At 67.3% G+C, this 19,613-nt stretch carries 19 protein-coding genes; 10 read left to right on the top strand and 9 right to left on the bottom strand.

What is annotated here, in order from left to right; all coding sequences use genetic code 11:
• Window positions 1–30: 30 nt before the first annotated feature.
• Genes cofC through QCD70_RS16510 form a run of 5 tightly spaced genes read right to left on the bottom strand, consistent with a single transcriptional unit; the run spans window position 31 to window position 4,719 of the window.
• Entirely contained in the window at window positions 31–672 is a 642-nt protein-coding gene (cofC, locus tag QCD70_RS16530) for a 2-phospho-L-lactate guanylyltransferase (protein WP_301218325.1), read from the bottom strand.
• Entirely contained in the window at window positions 669–1,523 is an 855-nt protein-coding gene (locus QCD70_RS16525; RefSeq protein ID WP_301218323.1) for a coenzyme F420-0:L-glutamate ligase, read from the bottom strand. Before QCD70_RS16525 ends, cofC begins: the two co-directional genes overlap by 4 nt.
• Window positions 1,523–2,524: a TIGR03557 family F420-dependent LLM class oxidoreductase gene (locus QCD70_RS16520; protein ID WP_044442178.1), complete on the bottom strand. Its 1,002-nt coding sequence runs from the start codon at window positions 2,522–2,524 to the stop codon at window positions 1,523–1,525. The genes QCD70_RS16525 and QCD70_RS16520 overlap by 1 nt, the downstream gene beginning before the upstream one ends.
• 47 nt (window positions 2,525–2,571) lie before the next feature.
• The gene (coaD, locus tag QCD70_RS16515) at window positions 2,572–3,054 is read right to left on the bottom strand and encodes a pantetheine-phosphate adenylyltransferase (protein ID WP_301218321.1); all 483 of its coding nucleotides are present in this window, start codon (window positions 3,052–3,054) and stop codon (window positions 2,572–2,574) included.
• A 9-nt stretch (window positions 3,055–3,063) separates the two neighbouring features.
• On the bottom strand, window positions 3,064–4,719 hold the full coding sequence (locus QCD70_RS16510) for an ABC-F family ATP-binding cassette domain-containing protein (RefSeq protein ID WP_301218319.1): 1,656 nt from the start codon (window positions 4,717–4,719) through the stop codon (window positions 3,064–3,066).
• Between the two features lie 155 nt (window positions 4,720–4,874).
• Between QCD70_RS16510 and QCD70_RS16505 the strand changes: the two genes are divergently transcribed.
• Window positions 4,875–5,180 carry a helix-turn-helix domain-containing protein gene (locus QCD70_RS16505; RefSeq protein ID WP_301218317.1) on the top strand — a complete coding sequence of 102 codons (306 nt, stop codon included), beginning with the start codon at window positions 4,875–4,877 and terminating at the stop codon, window positions 5,178–5,180.
• Window positions 5,180–5,794: a hypothetical protein gene (locus QCD70_RS16500; protein ID WP_301218315.1), complete on the top strand. Its 615-nt coding sequence runs from the start codon at window positions 5,180–5,182 to the stop codon at window positions 5,792–5,794. The genes QCD70_RS16505 and QCD70_RS16500 overlap by 1 nt, the downstream gene beginning before the upstream one ends.
• Window positions 5,795–5,799: 5 nt before the next feature.
• Here the strand turns inward: QCD70_RS16500 and QCD70_RS16495 are convergent, their stop codons facing one another.
• The 3 genes from QCD70_RS16495 to QCD70_RS16485 all read right to left on the bottom strand — a co-directional run bounded on the left by QCD70_RS16495 (window position 5,800) and on the right by QCD70_RS16485 (window position 10,497).
• Window positions 5,800–6,960 carry a hypothetical protein gene (locus QCD70_RS16495; protein ID WP_301218314.1) on the bottom strand — a complete coding sequence of 387 codons (1,161 nt, stop codon included), beginning with the start codon at window positions 6,958–6,960 and terminating at the stop codon, window positions 5,800–5,802.
• Window positions 6,957–7,982 (bottom strand): XRE family transcriptional regulator, encoded by a 1,026-nt coding sequence (locus QCD70_RS16490; protein ID WP_301218312.1) that lies wholly within the window; start codon window positions 7,980–7,982, stop codon window positions 6,957–6,959. The genes QCD70_RS16495 and QCD70_RS16490 overlap by 4 nt, the downstream gene beginning before the upstream one ends.
• A gap of 304 nt (window positions 7,983–8,286) precedes the next feature.
• Window positions 8,287–10,497 carry an ATP-dependent DNA helicase RecG gene (locus QCD70_RS16485; protein ID WP_301218310.1) on the bottom strand — a complete coding sequence of 737 codons (2,211 nt, stop codon included), beginning with the start codon at window positions 10,495–10,497 and terminating at the stop codon, window positions 8,287–8,289.
• A gap of 44 nt (window positions 10,498–10,541) precedes the next feature.
• Here QCD70_RS16485 and rsmD point away from each other — a divergent pair, with 44 nt between their 5' ends.
• Entirely contained in the window at window positions 10,542–11,111 is a 570-nt protein-coding gene (gene rsmD, locus QCD70_RS16480) for a 16S rRNA (guanine(966)-N(2))-methyltransferase RsmD (RefSeq protein WP_055946973.1), read from the top strand.
• 4 nt (window positions 11,112–11,115) lie between these two features.
• Here rsmD and QCD70_RS16475 read toward each other — a convergent pair whose 3' ends face one another.
• Window positions 11,116–12,165: a thiamine-phosphate kinase gene (locus QCD70_RS16475; RefSeq protein ID WP_441004952.1), complete on the bottom strand. Its 1,050-nt coding sequence runs from the start codon at window positions 12,163–12,165 to the stop codon at window positions 11,116–11,118.
• 77 nt (window positions 12,166–12,242) lie between these two features.
• On the opposite strand from QCD70_RS16475, the gene QCD70_RS16470 reads away from it, so the two are divergent.
• The 7 genes from QCD70_RS16470 to QCD70_RS16440 all read left to right on the top strand — a co-directional run bounded on the left by QCD70_RS16470 (window position 12,243) and on the right by QCD70_RS16440 (window position 19,588).
• Entirely contained in the window at window positions 12,243–12,776 is a 534-nt protein-coding gene (locus QCD70_RS16470; RefSeq protein ID WP_301218307.1) for a DUF3515 family protein, read from the top strand.
• 55 nt (window positions 12,777–12,831) lie between these two features.
• A complete protein-coding gene (gene corA / locus QCD70_RS16465) occupies window positions 12,832–13,809 on the top strand; it encodes a magnesium/cobalt transporter CorA (RefSeq protein ID WP_301218305.1) in 978 nt (325 codons plus the stop codon).
• Window positions 13,810–13,896: 87 nt separating this feature from the next.
• Window positions 13,897–15,108: a toxic anion resistance protein gene (locus QCD70_RS16460; RefSeq protein WP_301218303.1), complete on the top strand. Its 1,212-nt coding sequence runs from the start codon at window positions 13,897–13,899 to the stop codon at window positions 15,106–15,108.
• Window positions 15,109–15,133: 25 nt separating this feature from the next.
• The gene (locus QCD70_RS16455) at window positions 15,134–15,652 is read left to right on the top strand and encodes a hypothetical protein (RefSeq protein ID WP_301218301.1); all 519 of its coding nucleotides are present in this window, start codon (window positions 15,134–15,136) and stop codon (window positions 15,650–15,652) included.
• A gap of 11 nt (window positions 15,653–15,663) precedes the next feature.
• Window positions 15,664–17,253, top strand: a complete 1,590-nt coding sequence (locus QCD70_RS16450; RefSeq protein ID WP_301218299.1) for an AAA family ATPase — start codon at window positions 15,664–15,666, stop codon at window positions 17,251–17,253.
• Complete coding sequence (locus tag QCD70_RS16445; RefSeq protein WP_301218297.1) at window positions 17,250–18,590, top strand: hypothetical protein; 1,341 nt, start codon at window positions 17,250–17,252, stop codon at window positions 18,588–18,590. Before QCD70_RS16450 ends, QCD70_RS16445 begins: the two co-directional genes overlap by 4 nt.
• Window positions 18,587–19,588 carry a glutamate ABC transporter substrate-binding protein gene (locus QCD70_RS16440; protein ID WP_301218295.1) on the top strand — a complete coding sequence of 334 codons (1,002 nt, stop codon included), beginning with the start codon at window positions 18,587–18,589 and terminating at the stop codon, window positions 19,586–19,588. The genes QCD70_RS16445 and QCD70_RS16440 overlap by 4 nt, the downstream gene beginning before the upstream one ends.
• The last annotated feature ends 25 nt before the right edge of the window (window positions 19,589–19,613 follow it).

Here is a 19,613-nt window from a genome sequence, read left to right as displayed (position 1 = left end):
ACTCGCCCGGCCTCCGCGGAAGCCATTGCGCTACTGCCCGAGAACCGCCCGGGCACGGGGGCCCAGCCCGAGTGAGCGTGCCGTCGCCAGGTCGTCGGCGGTGTCGATGTCGAGGCGCATCCGGTCGCCTCGGGCGAGCTCGAGCTCGACGTGCCCGGCCTCGCGATGCCTGCGGGCGGAGCCGAGCCCGAAGCGGGGAACGAGGTCGCGCGGAGAGAGGGCCGACAGCATGGTCGTTCCGGTTCCGTCTTTGTCGGTGAGCATGCCGAGAGGATGCGCGTTCGCGAGCTCGAGCGCGGCCGTCACGTCTCGGGGCCTGATCGCGGCGAGGTCGCTCATCAGGGCGGCCACGGGATGCCCGGGGTTCAGTTCCATGGCGGCGCGCACGCCCCGAGTGAACGCGGCGTTCAGGCCCGTGCCTGGATCGCGTCGGACGAGGGCGCCGAGAGACTCGAACCGCTCGGAGACCTCGGCGCTCGTCACCACGATCACCCGGATCACCGGCAGGGCGGTGCGCACGGCGTCGACGGCGTCGAGCGCGAGCGCCACCGCGAACTCGGCACGGAGCGCCTCAGGGATCTCGGACTCGGCGAGGCCGCCGAGGAGTCTGCTCTTCGAGCCGGATGTGCCCTTGACGGGCATCACGACGACCCAGTCGCCCGCGGCGCTCATCGCGTTCTCCGGCGCAGGCGCACGCGCGACGGCCGAGCCGATGCGCGATGGCCGCGTCGCGCATCCGCGAGCCCGCGACTGTAGCCCTCTGTGAACCCCTGCGCGTGTGCCTCGTCGGAGCCGAGCCGGAACATGTCGTTCGCCGGATCGCGCACCAGGGCGCGGGCCGGGGTGTCGAGCGTCTCGACGACCAGCCGCTCGAGGCCACGCACCAGCGCAACCGGCATGCCGGTGGCCTTGCCCTTCACGAGGTCTGTCGCCGACGCGAGCTCGTCGCCCGTGGCCGCCTGTGTGACCGAGAGGGTCTGCCCGAACGTGTCGGTGCTGCCGCGCAGGTCGTCGATGACCAGCACTCCGGCCGCACCGATGGCCGCGTCGATCTGGCCCTCCCGCCATGCCCGACCGAGGGTGTCGGACACCAGAATTCCGACACGCGCACCGGATGCCCGACGCACGGCCGCGCACAGGGCCCGGGCCGAGGCATCCGGGTCTTCGGGAAGCAGCAGGATGGTGCCGTCGGGAGTGTTGCTCGCGTCGACACCGGCTGCGGCCTGCACGAGTCCCTGCCGGTTCTCGACGATGCGGGTGACCCCGCCGGGATGCGGGCGCGACGCGACGAGCCGAACGGTCTCGCGGGTGATCGCGTCTTCGCGGTCGGCCGCAGCGATCACGCGACCCTCGGCCTTGGAGACGATCTTCGACGTGACGACGAGGATGTCGCCGTCTTCGAGCTCGAGCTGCTGGCCGAGGAGCGCCGACGCGAGCAGCCCGGCGAGATCGTCTCCCGGCGAGACCTCGGGGATGCCCTCGATGCCGATGATCCGGATCTCGGCGGCATGGCGCCGAGGCACTAGCGGTGCAGCTTCGGCAGCACGTCGCGGCCGAAGACCTCGATCCATTCCTTCTGGTTGCGGCCGACGTTGTGCAGGTACACGCGGTCGAAGCCGAGGTCGATGAAGCTCTGGATGTAGGCGCGGTGCACGTCGGGGTCGCTCGAGATGACCAGGCGGCCCTCGAAGTCTTCGGGGCGAACGAGCTTGGCCATCTGCTCGAGCTCGAACGGCGAGCGGATGTCGCCCTTCGGGAACTTCATTCCGCCGTTGGGCCATTCGGTCATGGCGTTGACCAGCGCGATCTCGTCGGTCTCGGCCCACGACATGTGCAGCTGCAGAACACGCGGCATCGTCGACGGGTCCTTGCCGGCTTCGCGCGCGCCCTCCTCGAACTTGGCGAAGAGGCCCTCGATCTTGGCGAGGGGCGCGCCCACGGTGATGAGTCCGTCGACGTGGCGACCGGCCCTCTTCGCGGTGACCGGACCGGCCGTGGCGACGAGGATCTCGGGCGCGACGGGCGGCATGGTCCACAGACGGGTGGACTCGAGCTTGTAGAACTGGCCGGAGTGCTTCACGTCTTTGCCCGCGATCGACGCGGTGAAGAGCTTGTTGATGATCTCGATGGCCTCGAACATGCGGTTGATGCGCTCGGGAGCCTCGGGCCAGTAGCCGCCCACGATGTGCTCGTTGAGGGCCTCGCCCGATCCGAGTCCGAGCCAGTGCCGGCCCGGGTACATGGCGCCGAGGGTCGCGGATGCCTGGGCCACCATCGCGGGATGCCAGCGGAACGTCGGGGCCGTGACTCCGGGCCCGAAGTCGCCCGTGGTGCGCTCACCGAGCGCGGCGAGAACCTCCCAGACGAAGGCGCTCTGGCCCTGCTGCGGAACCCAGGGTTGGAAGTGGTCGGCCGCCATCACACCGGTGAAGCCGTGCTGTTCGGCGAGCGCCGACAGGGCGACGGCCTCGGTGGGGTGGAACTGCTCGAGCATGGCGGCATAGCCGATGGAGAGATCAGACATGTCTCCATCTTCCCACTCACGTGTGAAGAACAGGTTTCAACGGGGCCTTATTGAGTGTTCAGGAAGTCGGCGACAACGGTCGGCACATACGGAGACACGTCTCCGCCGAGAGCCGACACCTGCCGCACGAGCGAGCTCGACACGTGCGCGTGCGCCGGGTCAGGAAGGAGGAAGACCGTTTCGACACCGGCGAGGTTGCGGTTCACGATCGCCATCGGCGTCTCGTAGGCAACGTCGACCTGCGAGCGGATTCCCTTGACGAGGGCGCGCGCGCCCACGTCGGTGCAGTAGTCGACGAGCAGCCCGACGCTCCACGAGTTGACGACGATGTTGCCGGGCAGGCCCTCGTCGAGGATGGCCTGCTCGATGAGGCGCACGCGCTGCGAGATGGGCAGGAGCGCCGTCTTGGCAGGATTGTGCACGACAAGCACGTGAACCTCGTCGAAGAGGCCGGCGGCGCGGGAGATGACATCGAGATGCCCGAGGGTGACGGGGTCGAACGACCCGGGGACGACGGCGACGCTGCTCATTGTTCGACCCTATCGTTCGTTCACTCGGCCGGCGTCGACCTGCCAGTGCCTGTTGAGACGAACGGTCTCGAGCATGCGCCTGTCGTGAGTGACCAGCAGCAGCGTTCCCTCGTACGACTCGATGGCCTGCTCGAGCTGCTCGATCGCCACGAGATCGAGGTGGTTCGTGGGCTCGTCGAGCACGAGGAGGTTGACGCCGGTCGCCTGCAGCAGGGCGAGGCCGGCGCGAGTGCGCTCGCCCGGCGAGAGCTCGTCGACGGGGCGCGACACGTGATCGGCCTTCAGCCCGAACTTCGCCAGCAGGGTTCGCACCTCGGCGACCGGCCAGTCGGGCACCTGCGCCTCAAAGCTCGAGGTCAGGGTGGCGTCACCGGCGAGAACGGCCCGCGCCTGGTCGATCTCGCCGATCGCCACGCTCGCTCCGAGGCTCGCCATGCCCTCGCTCGGGGTCGTTCGCCCGAGCAGCAGCCTCAGCAGAGTGGACTTGCCGGCGCCGTTTGGTCCAGTGATTCCGATCCTGTCGCCGGCATCGACCTGCAGCGACACGGGCCCGAGGGTGAAGTCGCCTTGCTGCACGACCGCGGCAGACAGCGTGGAGACGACGGAGCTCGACCGCGGCGCGGAGCCGATCGTGAACTGCAGCTGCCACTCCTTGCGGGGCTCCTCGACCTCGTCGAGGCGGGCAATGCGGCTCTCCATCTGACGCACCTTCTGCGCCTGCTTCTCGCTCGACTCGACCGAGGCCTTACGACGGATCTTGTCGTTGTCGGGCGACTTCTTCATGGCGTTGCGCACGCCCTGGCTCGACCATTCGCGCTGTGTGCGGGCCCGCCCCACCAGGTCGGCCTTCTTCTCGGCGAACTCGTCGTACTCCTCACGGGCGTGCCGCTTCGCCGTCTCGCGCTCCTCGAGGAACGAGTCGTACCCGCCGCCATACACGCGATTCGTACCTTGGGCCAGGTCGAGTTCGACCACCCGGGTGACGCTCGACGCAAGGAATGCCCGGTCGTGGCTCACCAGAACGACACCGCCGCGCAGCCCTCGAATGAAGCCTTCAAGCCGCTCGAGCCCGTCGAGGTCGAGGTCGTTGGTGGGCTCGTCGAGCAGCACGATGTCGAAGCGCGAGAGCAGCAGTGCGGCGAGTCCGACGCGGGCAGCCTGTCCGCCGGAGAGCGAGGTCATGAGCGCGTCGGAGGAGAGCGAGAGCCCGAGCTCGGCGAGAACGACCGGAAGGCGGTCGTCGAGGTCGGCGGCCCCGCTGGCGAGCCAGCGTTCCAGCGCCGTCGAGTACACGTCGGCCGGATCGGGTGCGCCCGGTGCGACGCCCGCGGTCTCTCCGAGCGCCTCGGCCGCCGCATCCATCTCGCGTGTGGCCACCGTGGTGCCGGTGCGCCGGCCGACGTACTCGGCGACCGTCTCGCCGACGACCCGCTCGTGCTCCTGCGGGAGCCATCCGACGAACGCGTCGCCGGGCGCGAGCGTGACCGTGCCCTCGAGGGGTGCGTCGAGGCCGGCCAGGATGCGCAGCAGGGTCGACTTGCCGGCCCCGTTGGCGCCCACGACGCCGACGATGTCGCCCGGAGCGACCGTGAGATCGAGGGAAGAGAAGAGTGTGCGGTGGGCGTGGCCGCCGGCCAGGCCCTTGGCCACGAGTGTTGCGGTCATGACTCCATGGTGTCAGGAGTGCGAGGTCGGGGTCGAGTTGGCCGGTCGCGGCCTGGCGGACCGTAGCTGTCACCCGCAGGGCTGAGAGGCGCGCTTTCCACTAGTTCTTGACTCGGCTGTAACGCGAAACCCGGGTTACGGGTTACAGTGGATTGATGAGTACGGTTGCTGAGAGTCAGAGGCGGTCGAAGTTGCTCTTCAACAATGCCCATGTTCTGAGCATCGCGGCGATGATCGAAGAAGGCCAGAGCACTATCGACTCGAAGACGCTTCAGGCGAATCTAGCTTTGAGCCAGTCCACGGTGCAGCGGGTGCTACGAACGCTTGAAGGAATTGGTTTGCTGGAACGGCAGGAACGAACGGCTCGAACGGAGTCATTGCGTTATCGACGGATTCCGCACGGATTTTGGAGCTCGGCGAGGGCCTTGCATGACGCAGATGAACTGGAGGAACGATCCTGATGGCATTGCAGATGGAGCCTGTAGAACTTGCGCGACCTGTTGCTGAACCGCAGGGCCTGTTTCGCCACCGGGCGGTCTTTGATAGTCGTGAGGTCTCAGTAACCTACCGTTTAGATAGCGCCGAGCATGCGTGGCGCCAGCAGATCGGACTTGGAGCCGTCACAACGTCGCGCACGCTTGCTGCGCTGTTGTCGCTACCGGGAGAAGACCTTGGTCAGGCGGATCCGCTGCTCGCAGACGCGTTCGACAACCCGGGCACGGCTGCGATGGCAATCATTCTTGACGACCCTGACGGTACGCGATGGGGCAGGCGAATGTTGCGGGCCCCGCTCACGGTGGTGGAGATTGAGGTGCCGGCGACCAGATGGTCCCGTGGCAGGGATGCAGCTCATGACTGGGCCGGGTTCGGCCCGCGCGTGGTCCGCGTCGATGGAGCCCTGCCCCGCGACGAGACCTTCGTTTTCGCTGAGGCTTCTCACTACGGGATCGGAATCAGGGCCGGCGACGGCAAACTGCTACTCGAACCGGGCGAGTACACATCGACGTATTGGAGTCTCGCTCGATGGGGCTTAGCGGAGACTCTCTACGGACAGTTCCTCAATCTGACGTCCTAGCAATATCAGCCCGTCGGCTCACCCCACACCCCGAGGTCGTTCGGTATTCGCACCGGGCGCCCAAGGTGGCTCTCTAGCTGAGGGTACGTGTCAAGAGCGCCTTCAACCAGGCCCGCCCAGACAGCAGCACGTTGTGGCCGAGGTGTGCCCAACATGATAGACGCGAGACGCTCAATGCCGACCACGTTGTGTCGATGTCCCGCCGCCCGCTCAGCCGTACTTTCATGGAGTCTGTCGATCGGGGAGCCCCCGCAAATCCTGCAGAAGCAGTCCATCGGCGGTGCGCTGACGAACCATTTTTTCCGCATTTCAGTAGAACGGACGATACGGAGCATGTCGGGGATTAACATCTGCGGAGAAAGAGCCTCGCGGTCCTTCGGACCGAAGACATTTGCATCGACCGGGTCCAACCGTCGTTTTGACGGGTATGCACCGATGGCCGCAGCCACAGCGCCCTGAGCGATAGCGTCGAAACCGTTGAGGTCGATCCTGTATGCAAGGATCTCGGCGGTCGTCGAAGCAATGAGACGGCGGTGCGCGCGCGTACGCACCATACTCTCGAGAGGCCCCTTACCGTCCGTGAAGGTCAGAGCGATCGGGTGGCGACTGCGGTTGAGGACCATAATGATCTGATCGGTGAGCGGCTGCTTGCCGAGCCAGTTTGCGGCGAGAGGCACGGCGACAAGTACATCCTCTCGATCAAGATCATTGGCGGTCTCGATGACAGCCTTAAGCGCCTCAGAGTCGCCGACGCGGATCTGGCCCGTCGGCGTCATGGCGAGAGGATTGCCGCCAAGGCGCTGCCGGTCGAGCATGGCTTCGAGCGGCAGAGTGACGTCAAAGCCGCCGCTCCCATCAGGAACAGCGAAGGGCGCGTCTTCATCGGCCCAATGGTCGCGGAGGGCCTGCGGCTCTACGATGAACGGTGTATCCGAATAGCGGGCACGCAAGTCGGCAGCGGCGCGACGGGAGTTTTCTCCAGTGAGGAACAACCCCGAATGCGTCGGCGTCACCAACGCCGCCGCATCCGCCCGATTCTCTCCGGTCACGTGCCATTGGCGGTCTGTAATGAGGTTCCGGGCATGCCCGACTTCGATGGTGCGCGGCGCCGCGGGGACCGCGCTTGGGGGCAGGTTGACGTTGTCGATGACGTTGAACTGACTCACGCTATTTCCTCCATGAAGGTTGCTGCGAACTCGGTCGGGTACATGTGGGCTCGCTCGGCGAGAAGTTCAATAGTGATGCCCGTGGCTTGCGCGTGGGCGATGGCCATACGCAGCGCTTTAGGGTTCTCCGGAGGCAGCGGCGCGGGCTCTCGACGATGCATGCCGGTGCTGCTGAGCTTCACATTCCAACCGCGATACTCGCGGTCGTCCAGCAGGTTGCAGTCGTAGCCGCGGCGAATCAAGGCAGCAAGCGAGATGCCCCACTTGCGTTTGATGGGGTAGAGGTCTTCAAGAGACGGGTTGGCGACCCACTCCTTGACAACCTGCTTCGCAGGGAAGAGGAACTCGGCCGCGAAGTCGTCGGCCTCGCGCTCTTGAGCGTCAGAGGCTTCGCCATCATGGAGGACTGCGTGCCCGAGTTCGTGGGCCATCGTGAACCGCTGTCGTTCAGCAGGAACGTGCTCACCGACAAGAATCACCGGACCAGACTTGGCAGGCCATGCTGCGATCGCATCCACCTGCAGTGACTCGAGCGGCCAGCGCAACACGATCACTCCTGCGCGCTCGAGCATCGCGACGAGGTCAGGTACCGGTCCGTCGCCGAGGCCCAGCTCTCTTCGGACCTTCCTTGCAATCTCCCCAGAGGTGTAGTAGCCGTCCTCAAGGTCGTGCCGCCTAAGTGAAGTCTTCTGCGACCCGACAATAGATTCCACTCGAAGACGCGTGAGAGCGAGATCCGCTGCGATCTTATTTAGTGCTGTTTTTGGTGTCGACTTGCGTTTGCGGTGAAAGACAAGAGCGGCTTCCATTGGCTGATTCGCACTGGTAAATGCGGACACCGGTACCCCGAGCTCCTTGGCAATAGTCGCCCACCGATCCTCATCAAAGTCCACGGTGCCGCTCTCAACTTTCGATAAAGCAGCCTGCGATATTCCGGTGGCTGCCGCCAACTGCACCTGAGTGATGCCGCGAGAAATGCGCAACGTCTCCAGGAAGCTTTTGGGGGGTTCACTCTCTGCCATAACCCGAGAATAACACACGGGACAGAATATTCCGGCCCAGATCTCATTACGAGGTTATTACATTCGACATGAAGGGCTTATTGCGCGACCTTGGAACTATCGAGGCCCTTTTTGCCGTCCCACCTCCCCAAGGTCATGATCCGTCATATTCGGCTCAGCACAGCTCCGCCTACAGAACCCTTTTCACGAAGTGGCACGCGAGGCCCGACGCCGCGATTCTCGAAACCACGCCTCGAAACTACCTCGCCGTTTCTGAGCAGCAACCCTTGGTCATGAGACATTTCTGGGGTCGTCTTGGGAGAACTCAGCTCTTGACCAGGAACTCCGCCTCGACCTCGCGCAGACGCCTATCGAGCGCCTCGCGGATCGCCGGGTGCTGCACGAAGCCGGGGTCGTCGTCGATGATGTGCGACGCGGCCATGCGGGCATCGAGGATGAGGTCGCCGTCACTCGTGACCCGAAGTAGACGAAGGCTCGATCGACCGCCCGACTGGGCACGACCCAGCACGTTGCCCTCGCGGCGCAGCTCGAGGTCGACCTGCGCGAGCTCGAATCCGTCGAGGGTGGATGCGACGGCGTCGACCCGCTGTCGGGCGACACTTTCGAGCTCGGCGTTCGTGACGAGCAGGCACAGCCCCGGCACTCCCCCGCGCCCGACGCGACCCCGCAGCTGATGCAATTGGGAGACGCCGAACCTTTCGGCATCCATCACGACCATTGTCGACGCGTTCGGCACGTCGACGCCGACCTCGATCACCGTGGTGGCGACGATGATATCGAGCGCGCCGTCGGCGAATGCGCGCATCACGGCCTCTTTCTCGTCGCTCGGCATGCGGCCGTGCAGCGACGCCACCCGCGCGCCCGCGAGCGCCGGGCTGGCCTTGACCAAGGCCGTAATGGCCTCGACGGATGCGACGGGTCGGCTCGGGCCCGCAGGCTCGGCCGCGTCGTCGACGGGCTCTTCGCCCGCCGGGTCTTCGGTGGCGGTCGCGTCGATGGCGGGGCAGACGACGAAGGCCTGCCTGCCGAGCGCGAGTTCCTCGGCCATCCTGGTCCAGATGCGCGCGCTCCAGGTGGGCTTCTCGGCGAGCGGCACCACGAATGTCTCGATGCCTTGGCGCCCGGCCGGGAGCTCGGCGATGGTCGACACGTCGAGGTCGCCGAAGATGGTCATTGCCACCGTGCGAGGAATCGGCGTGGCCGTGAGCACGAGCACGTGAGGAGGGGTGGCGCCCTTGCGGCGCAGGTCGTCGCGCTGGTCGACGCCGAAGCGGTGCTGTTCGTCGACGACCACGAGCCCGAGGTCGTAGAAAGTGACCTTGTCGCCGAGCAGGGCATGCGTGCCCACGACGATGCGCGCCTGGCCCGAGACCATGCGCAGCAGCGCTTTGCGGCGATCGGCGGTGGGCATCTGACCGGTGTGCAGGGTGGGCACAAGCTCGGCGGCGAGGTCGGGGCCGAGCGAGCGCACGATCGAGCGCAGGTGCTGCGAGGCCAGCACCTCTGTGGGGGCAAGCAGCGCGGACTGCCCTCCGGAGTCGGCCGTGGCCAGCATGGCCCGCAGCGCGACGATGGTCTTTCCCGAGCCGACCTCGCCCTGCACGAGGCGGTTCATGGGCTCGTGCCGTGCCATGTCGTCGGCGATCTCACGGCCGACCAGCTGCTGGTCGCCGGTGAGGGTGAAGGCCAGCTGCTTGTCGAACCTCTCGAGGTAGCCGCCAGGCTTGGGAACCCGGGGAATGGCCTCGTGCTGGTGCGCGAGGCGACGCTGCTCGAGCAGTGCTGCCTGCAGCACGAACGCCTCGTGAAAGCGCAGGGCGTCGCGCGCCCGCTGCCAGTCGCCGGTCTTGGTGGGACGGTGAACGAGTTCGAGCGCCTGCCGGTAAGAGAGGAGGCCCCGCTCGTGGGCCACGTCGGCCGGCACCGGATCGGGGATGTCGCCGAGGCCGTCGAGGATGAGCTCGACTGTCTTCGCGATCTGCCAGCTCGCGATGGCAGAGCTCGCGGGATAGATGGGAATCGGTTGCTCGAGCCATTTCGATGTGGCGGCCGCACCGTCTTTGAGCTGGATGTCGTCGAACATCTCGTAGTCGGGGTGCGCGAGCTGCAGTGCGCCCCGGTAGTCGGACACCTTGCCCGTGAAGATGCCGCGAGCGCCGACGGGCAGTTGGGCCTCGCGCCACGCCTGGTTGAAGAAGGTGAGGGTGAGGAACCCCTGACCGTCTGAGATGCTGACCTCGAGGATCGACCCGTTGCGCGACTTCATGGTGCGTTTCTTGACCGTGCGCACCTCGGCCACGATCGTGACGTTCTCGCCGAGGGGCAGCTGGTCGAGCGCCGTGAGCTCGCCGCGCTTGACGTAGCGCCGAGGGTAGTGGCTGAGCAGATCGCCCACGGTGACGATGCCCAGCGACTTGGCCAGGGGCGTCGCCGTCTTGCCGCCGAGGCTGCCCGAGGTGAGCTTGACGTCGAGGATGCTGTCGCCGGGTGGCGAGACAGGGGCCGACGCGGTCATACGGCGATTCTAAGTGCGCCCGCCGACACGGATAGCATGCAGGCATGACGCGCATCATCTCCGGTTACGCAGGTTCCCGGCGCATTTCGGTGCCCAAGACGGGCACTCGGCCGACCAGCGATCGGGTGCGCGAGGCGGTGTTCTCGGCCCTCGAGGCGCGCGACGTCCTCCCCGGATCGACGGTGCTCGACCTGTACGCCGGATCCGGTGCGCTCGGGCTCGAGGCCGCGAGCCGCGGCGCCGCGACGGTCGTGCTCGTGGAGAAGAATCCCGCGGCGGCGAAAGTGTGCCGGGAGAACGCGCGTCTGCTCCAGCAGGGCGCCCCGAAACCGGCTCCCCGCATCGACGTGCAGGCGAGCTCGGTGTCGAGCTACCTCGGCGCTTCTCCGGACCGCGGCATCGTCGACATTGTCTTCATCGACCCGCCCTACGAGCTGAGCGACGACGAGCTCGCACAGAACCTCGAGGCGCTGGTCGGCCAGCTGTCGCCCGACGCGGTCGTGGTCGTCGAGCGCAGCGCCCGCTCTCCGCAGCCCGTGCTGCCGCCGGCACTCGAACTCGACCGCCGCAAGGACTACGGCGAGACGACCCTGTGGTGGATCTCCCTCGCCTGACCGGTCAGCCTGCGGCGCCGTCCCAGTCGGCGTAGGGGTCCCATCCGCCCGGGCGCTCGTAGGCCGCGCCGCCGACCGTCACGGGGTGCGCACCGCGGGCCCGGACCGTTCCGATCACGCGGAACCCCTCCGGCGCGCCGCCCGCGGGGAACGTGGCCAGCAGCGCGTGGTCCTCTCCCCCGGCGAGCACGAAGTCCGCGGCGCGACGCCCGACGACCGGGTCGATGCCGGCGAGCGCGGCCGCTTCCCCGTCGATGGCGTCGGCATGCAGCTCGATCGTCACGTCGCTCGCATCTGCGATGCGTGACGCATCGAGCACGAGCCCGTCCGAGACATCCAGCATTGCGGTCGCGCCGGCATCGGATGCGACGGCACCCAGCCCGATCGGCGAGCGGGGCGCGACCTGTTCGCGCACCAAGGCCGGATGCTCGTGCCGCACCGCGCGGGCCCGTCGCGCATCCGGTTCCCGCCCGCCCTCGGCATCCGAATCGGTGGAGCCGTCTCTGTACAGCAGCCAGACTCCGGCACCGGCCAGCCCCAGCGACCCGGCGACGGCGAGGTCGTCGCCCTCCAATGCTCCGGAGCGCAGCACGGGGTCGCGCTGCTGCAGGTCTCCGATCGCGGTCACGGCGATGGTCAGCGCGCCCGACGTCGACAGGTCGCCGCCGACGACTCCGCACCCGGGAGCGAGCTCGGCGCACGCATCGCGCATTCCGTCGGCGAACAGCTCGAGCGTGGCGACGGGGGTCTCCTGCGGAGCCGCGAGCGCCACGAGCAGCGCGGTCGGCACGGCTCCCATCGCCGCGACGTCGGCGAGGTTGGAGACCGCGGCCTTCCAGCCGAGCTCGTAAGGCGTCGACCAGGCCAGGCGGAAGTCGGGACCCTGCACCATCATGTCGGTGGTGAGAACGGTGCGCCCGTCGGATGCGGCCACGACGGCGGCATCATCACCCGGGCCCAGCAGCTCGGCCCGCGCACGGGGCAGGCGGCGCACGATCCGGCGCAGCGTCTCGCGCTCTCCGAGCCCGGCAACGGTCTCTCCGTGCTCCGACAGGGGATGCAGGAGAGGGGGCTGCTCGGCGAAGGGCTGCTCGAAGGTTTCTGTCACCGTTGAACGGTAGCCTGTGGGGGATGTCTCGACCACCTCTTTCACGCCGGCTCGCCACCCGCACAGCTGCTGTTCTCGCCGCCGGACTCATGGTCGCCGCTCTCAGCGCCTGCACCCAGACCGTCTCGCTCGAGCCCGCCGAGTCCGCGGCCGACCCGGCCTGCGCCGACATCATCGTGAGCCTGCCGCTCGTGCTGCCGAGCGATGCCGAGAATCAAGACATCAGGCAGACCGACGCCCAGGCGACGGCCGCGTGGGGCTCGCCCGCGAGCATCCTGCTTCGCTGCGGAATCGCGCCGCAGGGGCCGACGACTTTGCCCTGCGTCAACATCAACGGCATCGACTGGGTGGAAGACGTCAGCGATGCGCCGAACTACCGATTCGTCACCTACGGCCGGGTTCCCACCACCGAGGTGATCATCGACTACGACGTCGTCTCGGGCACGTCGACCCTAGTCGACCTCGGTCCGGCGATCTCGAAGATCCCGCAGACGAACAAGTGCCTCGGGGCAGAGGACACGCTCGATATCCCGACCGACGCCCCGTCGGCCGGCTGACACCGCAGACATTGACACACCACAGACGCTGACACACCACAGACAAGAGCACCGCATGACCGTGATCGACAATGCCATCTACGTCGATGGTGTGCGCACCGACAACCCCAAGACCCTCGACGAGACCTTCGAGCTGCTCACCGAGCGCAGCGGCTTCGCCTGGATAGACCTCGACCAGCCCGACTCTGCCGAGCTGCAGGCCGTGGCCGACGAGTTCGAGCTGCACCCCCTCGCCGTCGAAGACGCCCTGAACGGGCACCAGCGCGCCAAACTCGAGCGCTACGGCTCGACCCGGTTCGTCGTTCTGAGGCCCGCCCACTACCACGACGACGTCGAGAAGGTCGATTTCGGCGAGGTGCACCTCTTCGTCGGCACCAACTTCGTCGTCACCGTGCGCCGCACGGATCATTGCGACCTCACCGCTGTGCGTGCCCGCCTCGAAGCGACACCGGAACTGCTTGCGCGTGGACCGCAGTCGGTGCTCTATGGGATCCTCGACCGCGTGGTCGACGACTACGCGCCGGTCGCATCCGGTGTGGAGAACGACGTCGATGAGATCGAAGACGAACTGTTCGACGGCCGCACCGGCTCACTCTCCCGCCGCATCTACGAACTCTCCCGTGAGGTGATGATGTTCCAGCGCGCGACGCACCCTCTCGTCGATCTGGTCGGCGATCTGAAACACGACGTGGAAGAGCACGAGATCGATATCGAGCTGGCGCGGGGATTCCGCGATGTGCTCGACCACACGCACCGCATCGTCGACCGGGTCGACTCCTATCGATCGCTCCTCGAGAACGCCTTGAGCACGCATCTCGCCCTCGTCGGCCAGCTGCAGAACGACCAGGTCAAGAAGATCTCGTCGTGGGCCGCCATCCTGTTCGCACCCACGCTCGTCGGCACCATCTACGGCATGAACTTCGACAACATGCCCGAGCTGCACTGGGCGTTCGGCTACCCCCTCGCCGTTCTGGCCATGATCGTGATGGGCGGCATCCTCTATACGGTGTTCCGCGCCAAGCACTGGCTCTGAGCGCTCCCTCGGGCGGTCCGACCCGAAACGATATAGTGAAACGATTCCTTTGAACTCTGAAGGCTCCGCCCCCGTTGTGAGGACACCATGACCGACGCCGCTCCCCTGCAGGCCCCGTCCGACAGCGTTCTGACGCTGACCGCACCCGAGCCCATCGCGCCCGTCGCGGCCACCTCGGCTCCCGCCATGGCACCCAAGGTCGATCCGGCCGCACTGCCCGGGCTCGACGCCAAGGTCGACACCTACCTCGACACGCTCGTCACCACAGACACCCGCTCTCCCGCCTTCGCCGCGAAGGCCAACGACGTGCGCACCATGGGAGACATCGACATCCGCCGCGCGGCCGACTCGTCGAACAGACTCCTCGCCACGCCCGTGAAGGCCCTGCAGTCGGGCGGCCTGTCCGAGAGCTCCAAGATCGGCTCCACTCTTCTCGAGTTGCGTCGCACCGTCGAAGACCTCGACCCCAGCGAGCAGAGCGTCGAGCGCAAGATCCTCGGCTTCATCCCCTTCGGCCGCAAGATCGCCGACTACTTCCGCAAGTACGAGAGCGCGCAGTCGCACCTGAACGCGATCATCAAAGCGCTCTACGACGGCCAAGACGAGCTGCGCAAAGACAACGCCGCGCTCAACCTCGAGAAGCAGCACCTGTGGGAGACCATGCAGCGGCTGAACGAGTACATCTACGTGGCCGAGCGCCTCGACGTGAAGCTGTCGGCCAAGATCGCCGAGTTCGACACGACCGACCCCGACAAGGCCAAGGCACTGCGCGAAGACGTGCTCTTCTACGTGCGCCAGAAGCACCAAGATCTCTTGACGCAGCTGGCGGTCTCGATCCAGGGCTACCTGGCCATCGACGTGATCATCAAGAACAACCTCGAGCTCATCAAGGGCGTCGACCGCGCGACCACCACGACCGTCTCCGCGCTGCGCACGGCCGTGATCGTGGCCCAGGCCCTGGCCAATCAGAAGCTTGTGCTCGACCAGATCACGGCGTTGAACACCACGACCTCGAACATGATCGAGTCCACCTCGAAGATGCTGGCCGACCAGTCCGCCTCCATCCAGTCGCAGGCGGCATCCGCCACGGTCGGCCTCCCCCAGCTGCAGGCCGCGTTCGCCAACATCTACGCGACCATGGATTCGATCTCCGAGTTCAAGGTGCAGGCGCTCGACAGCATGGCTCAGACCATCGGAGTTCTCGAGACCGAGACTGAGAAGGCCAAGCCCTACATCGAGCGCGCGCGCCGCAGCGAGACGACCGAGGTCGCGAGCACGCTCGACCTCGACAAGCGCTGAGTCGACGGGTCGAGCACGACACGCAATGGGCTTCTGGCAGAACCTCCGCGACTCGGTGACGGGGCGAACTGCTGAGCGCGAATACGAATTCGAGCTGCCTCCGGCTCCCACGAGCGCCGACATCATGTCGTCGATCGCCGATGTGCAGTCCGACACGGCGGGCAAGGTTCCGCCCATCGTGACGGCCCGCATCAATCGCATCGCCAACACGGTGGCCGTGATGGTTCCGCGACTCGACCAGCTCGGTGGAGGAAGCGCGCAGGCCCACACCGTGGTGTCCACGGCCACGAGCTACCTGCCCGAGGCGGTCGGCGGCTACCTCCGGCTGCCCCGCGACTTCGCCGACCGACGTGCCGTGTACAAAGGCAAGACCTCGCTGATGCTGCTCTGCGACCAGCTCGACCTGCTGGGTGCCACGCTCGACAAGATCTCGGATGCCGTCTCCCGCGCCGACGCCGCGGCTCTCGTCGCGCACGGCCAATTCCTGGCCGAGAAGTTCCAGACCTCGACGTCTCTGACCCTCCCGTCCGAACCCCTGAGCTGAGCGAAGACACCATGACATCTGCCGACTCGACCGAGCTGCGCCAGGCCCTCGATGCCCTTGTCGCTGCGGCCAGGAACGCCGGCCTCGACGCCGCCGCAGCACGAGACGAAGGCGTCCGCATCTCCGCAGCCGTCGCCGAATCGGCGACCGGCGCCTCGCTGCAGTGGGTCGACGCGACCGGCGCCGCAAGCGCCGACGAATTCTTCGAGGCGGCCTCGAGCGCCCGGCGCTGGCGCGCCTCCCCCACCGATCTCCTGAGCGGCCTCGCCGGCGACTCTCCCCAGCACGCGGGCGACTACGCCAAGGCGCTCACCGCGGTGATCGCCGCGGCCAGCGAGCTGGGCGAGCCGTCGATCGGTGTGCTCGGCGCGGCGTCCGCCACGGCGGCGGCTCAGCTGGCCGGAGCGCGCCAGGCTCCCTCCCTCCCTCCGATCTCCCGCACGGAGTCGACGCTGTTCCCCTCGACGACGCTCACCTCAGCTCCCCCGTTCACAGCCGAGCAGTTCAGCACCGAGCAGCCCGACTTCGCCCGTCCCGGAGACGCGACGATGGCCGAGCTCGCCCGTCGAGCAGGGCTCACGCCCGCAGGAACGGACCCGAGCTCCCCCACGGCCACGCAGCCGGCACCGGCAGCCGCACCGCCCGCGGCACCCGAGCCCGAGAAGCCGAAGAAGACCGTCGAAGAGCTGCTCGCCGAGCTCGACGGCCTGATCGGCCTCGACCGGGTCAAGCGCGAGATCCACCGGCAGACCCAGCTGCTGCGCATCGACCAGCTGCGCACGGCGGCGGGTCTCATGACCCCGACTCTCACACGTCACCTCGTCTTCCTGGGCAACCCCGGAACGGGCAAGACCACCGTCGCCCGTCTTGTCGCCGGCATCTACGCGGCCCTCGGCATCCTGTCGAAGGGCCACCTCGTCGAGGTCGACCGCTCGGAGCTGGTGGGCGGCTACCTCGGGCAGACGGCCACGAAGACCTCCGAGGTGATCGCCGGGGCGATCGGCGGAGTGCTCTTCATCGACGAGGCCTACGGCCTGGCCCTCGACCAGTACGGCGCCGAGGCGATCACCACCATCGTCAAGGACATGGAGGATCACCGCGACGACCTCGTGGTGATCGTGGCCGGCTATCCGGAGCCGATGAAGGGCTTCATGGAGACGAACCCCGGGCTCGCGAGCCGCTTCTCGACGTCGATCACCTTCCAGGACTACAGCGACGCCGAGCTGCGCGACATCTTCGTGCGCCTCGCCGAGGCATCCGATTTCGAGGCCACGCCCGAAGCGCTCGAGAGGTTCGAGCAGATCGTGTCGATCGAGCCCCGCGACGAGGGCTTCGGCAACGGCCGCTACGCCCGCAATCTGCTCGACAAGGCCATCGCCCGTCATGCCTGGAGGCTGCGCGACGTGGCCGAGCCGACACTCGACGACCTGCGGCTGCTGGTCGCGGAAGACCTCAACGACTCGAACGACGGCGATACGCCGGATGCCGATGGCACGTCGGCCGTGGACCCGATTCTCGTCGATGTGCCGCAGACTGATCAGACAGACGATTCCCCCTCAGACGACCGCGCAGAACCGACCACGTCGAAGGACACCGAATGAGCACGACCGCAGCCGCGCCCCCGCCGCCGGTTCCCCAGGCCTTTCCGCAGGCGACCGCCACGGCCCAGCCCGCGAACGCCGTGCAGCAGCAGGCCGCGCCATCCGCACCCGCTCCCGCGAAGAAGACCAGGTCCACACCGGCCACGCTCCGGCTGCTGCTCGCCCTCTCAGTGCTCGCCAGCCTCGCGTTCGGCGTGGCCGGTTTCCAGACGGGCTCGTCGCAGGCTCGCGCCACGGCCGACGCGAGCGCCGAGGCTGCCCAGCTGATCGGCATCCAGTCTGTTCGCAACGACCTGGTGAGCGCCGACGCGATCGCGGCCAACGCGTTCCTGGTCGGCGGCCTCGAACCCGCTGATCAACGCGCCGAATACGACGCGGCGATCGACGACGCGACCCGCTCGCTCACCACCCTCGCGGCCGACGACAAGGCGGGCGACACCGACTTCGCCCAGATCAACTCCGAAGTCGCGATCTACACCGGGCTCATCGAACAGGCACGCGCCAACAACCGCCAGGGCTTCCCTGTCGGCGCCGCGTACCTCTCGCAGGCCTCTGCCCTGCTGAACGACAGCACGCTGCCGCAGCTCGAGGCACTGGTTCTCGCGAGCGCCGACCGGGCCGCCGGCAGCTTCACGGCGACGACCGTATCGCTGGTTTGGCTCGTCATCGCGCTGGTCGCCCTGATCGCGCTCGTCTGGGTGCACCTCTGGATCACCCGCCGCTCGCACCGCTACCTCAACTGGCCGCTGCTCATCGCGGCGGTCGCCATGCTCGTGGTCGGTGTGATCGGCGTGATCACGTTCTCGAACACCACCGGCGCGGCGATCGAGGCCCGCCAGAACTCCTACGCCAAGACCCTCGCCATCTCGCAGGCCTACACCTCGGCCACCGAGGCCAAGTCGCTCGAGAGCTTCACGCTCATCAAGCGCGGCTCGGGCCAGACTCTCGAGGCCGAGGTGCAGACCGCCATCGCCGACGCGCAGGCCCGACTCGACTCGAGCGGCAAGAACTACCTCATCGGCGACGACCTCGGCAACGGCTTCGACTCGTGGGTCGAGAAGCACACCGAGATCCGAGAGAAAGACGACGCGGGTGACTGGGACGGCGCCGTCGACCTCGCGATCGCCCAGACCGAAGGCAGCGCCAACGCCGTGTTCGACTCCTTCAGCGAGGAAGCCCAGGACGATATCGAGTCGAGCTCGGCGGCCACGCAGAATGCCCTCGACGGCGGCGGCGCGCTGTCGTCGCTGCTCGGCTGGATCTTCCTCGTGGCGGGCCTCGCCGCCGCCGTGCTCTCCTGGCGCGGCGTCTCCCTTCGACTCAAGGAGTACCGATGAGCGCCATCCGTTCACGCACGGCTCGCATCGGGCTCATCGCGGCACTCGTGGGCACGCTGGCGCTCACCGCCTGCTCGCCGCGCTCGGGCAGCGACGACCTGGGGCTCACCCCCACGCCGACGCCCACCGAGACGACGCCGAGCACGCCGGCACCCGCCTCGACGTGCGAGAACGTGCCCGGGGTGGTTCAGCCCTCGTACTCGCCGATCTCGCCCGACTCGATTCCCGCGGGCAGCACGATGGAGGCGATCAGGACCCAGGGCGTGCTCCGCGTCGGCGTCTCGGCCGACACCCTGCTCATGGGCTCTCGCAACCCGCTCACGGGTCAGATCGAGGGATTCGACATCGACGTGCTGCATGAGATCTCGCGCTCGATCTTCGGCGACCCGAACAGGCTGCAGTTCAAGGTCATCACCTCTGCCCAGCGCCTCGAGGTGCTCACGCCCGACGCCGCGGGAAACACGCAGGTCGACATCGTCGCCCGCACGATGACCATCAACTGCGCCCGCTGGGAGACCATCGCGTTCTCCAGCGAGTACTACGGCGCCGGCCAGAAGGTGCTGGTCGCGAGCGACTCGGAAGCGACGTCGATGGACGACCTCGAAGCCATCGGAGACCAGAAGGTCTGCGCTCCCGCCAGCACCACGACCCTCACCCGCCTCCAAGACGAGTTCCCCGGCGTCGAGGCCGTGTCGGCCGCGACCCACACCGAGTGCCTCGTGCTGTTCCAGCAGGGCAAGGTGGATGCGATCACCGGCGACGACACGATCCTCGCCGGCTTCGCGGCTCAGGACCCGTATGCCAAGGTCGTGGGCGACGCGTTCAGCGACGAGCCCTACGGCCTCGGGATGCCCGAGGACAAGGTCGACCTGGTGCAGTTCGTGAACGGCGTGCTCGACCGCATGCGCAGCGACGGAACGTGGACGAGCATCTACGACAAGTGGCTCGGCGTGCTCGGCCCGGCCCCGGCCCCGCCCGCCCCCGTCTACGGGCGCTGACGCACACCTCGCAGCACCCGACACA

This window comes from Agreia sp. PsM10 (genome assembly GCF_030433855.1).
GTDB lineage: Bacteria > Actinomycetota > Actinomycetes > Actinomycetales > Microbacteriaceae > Agreia.
This window is presented reverse-complemented; position numbering and strand designations above follow the sequence as displayed.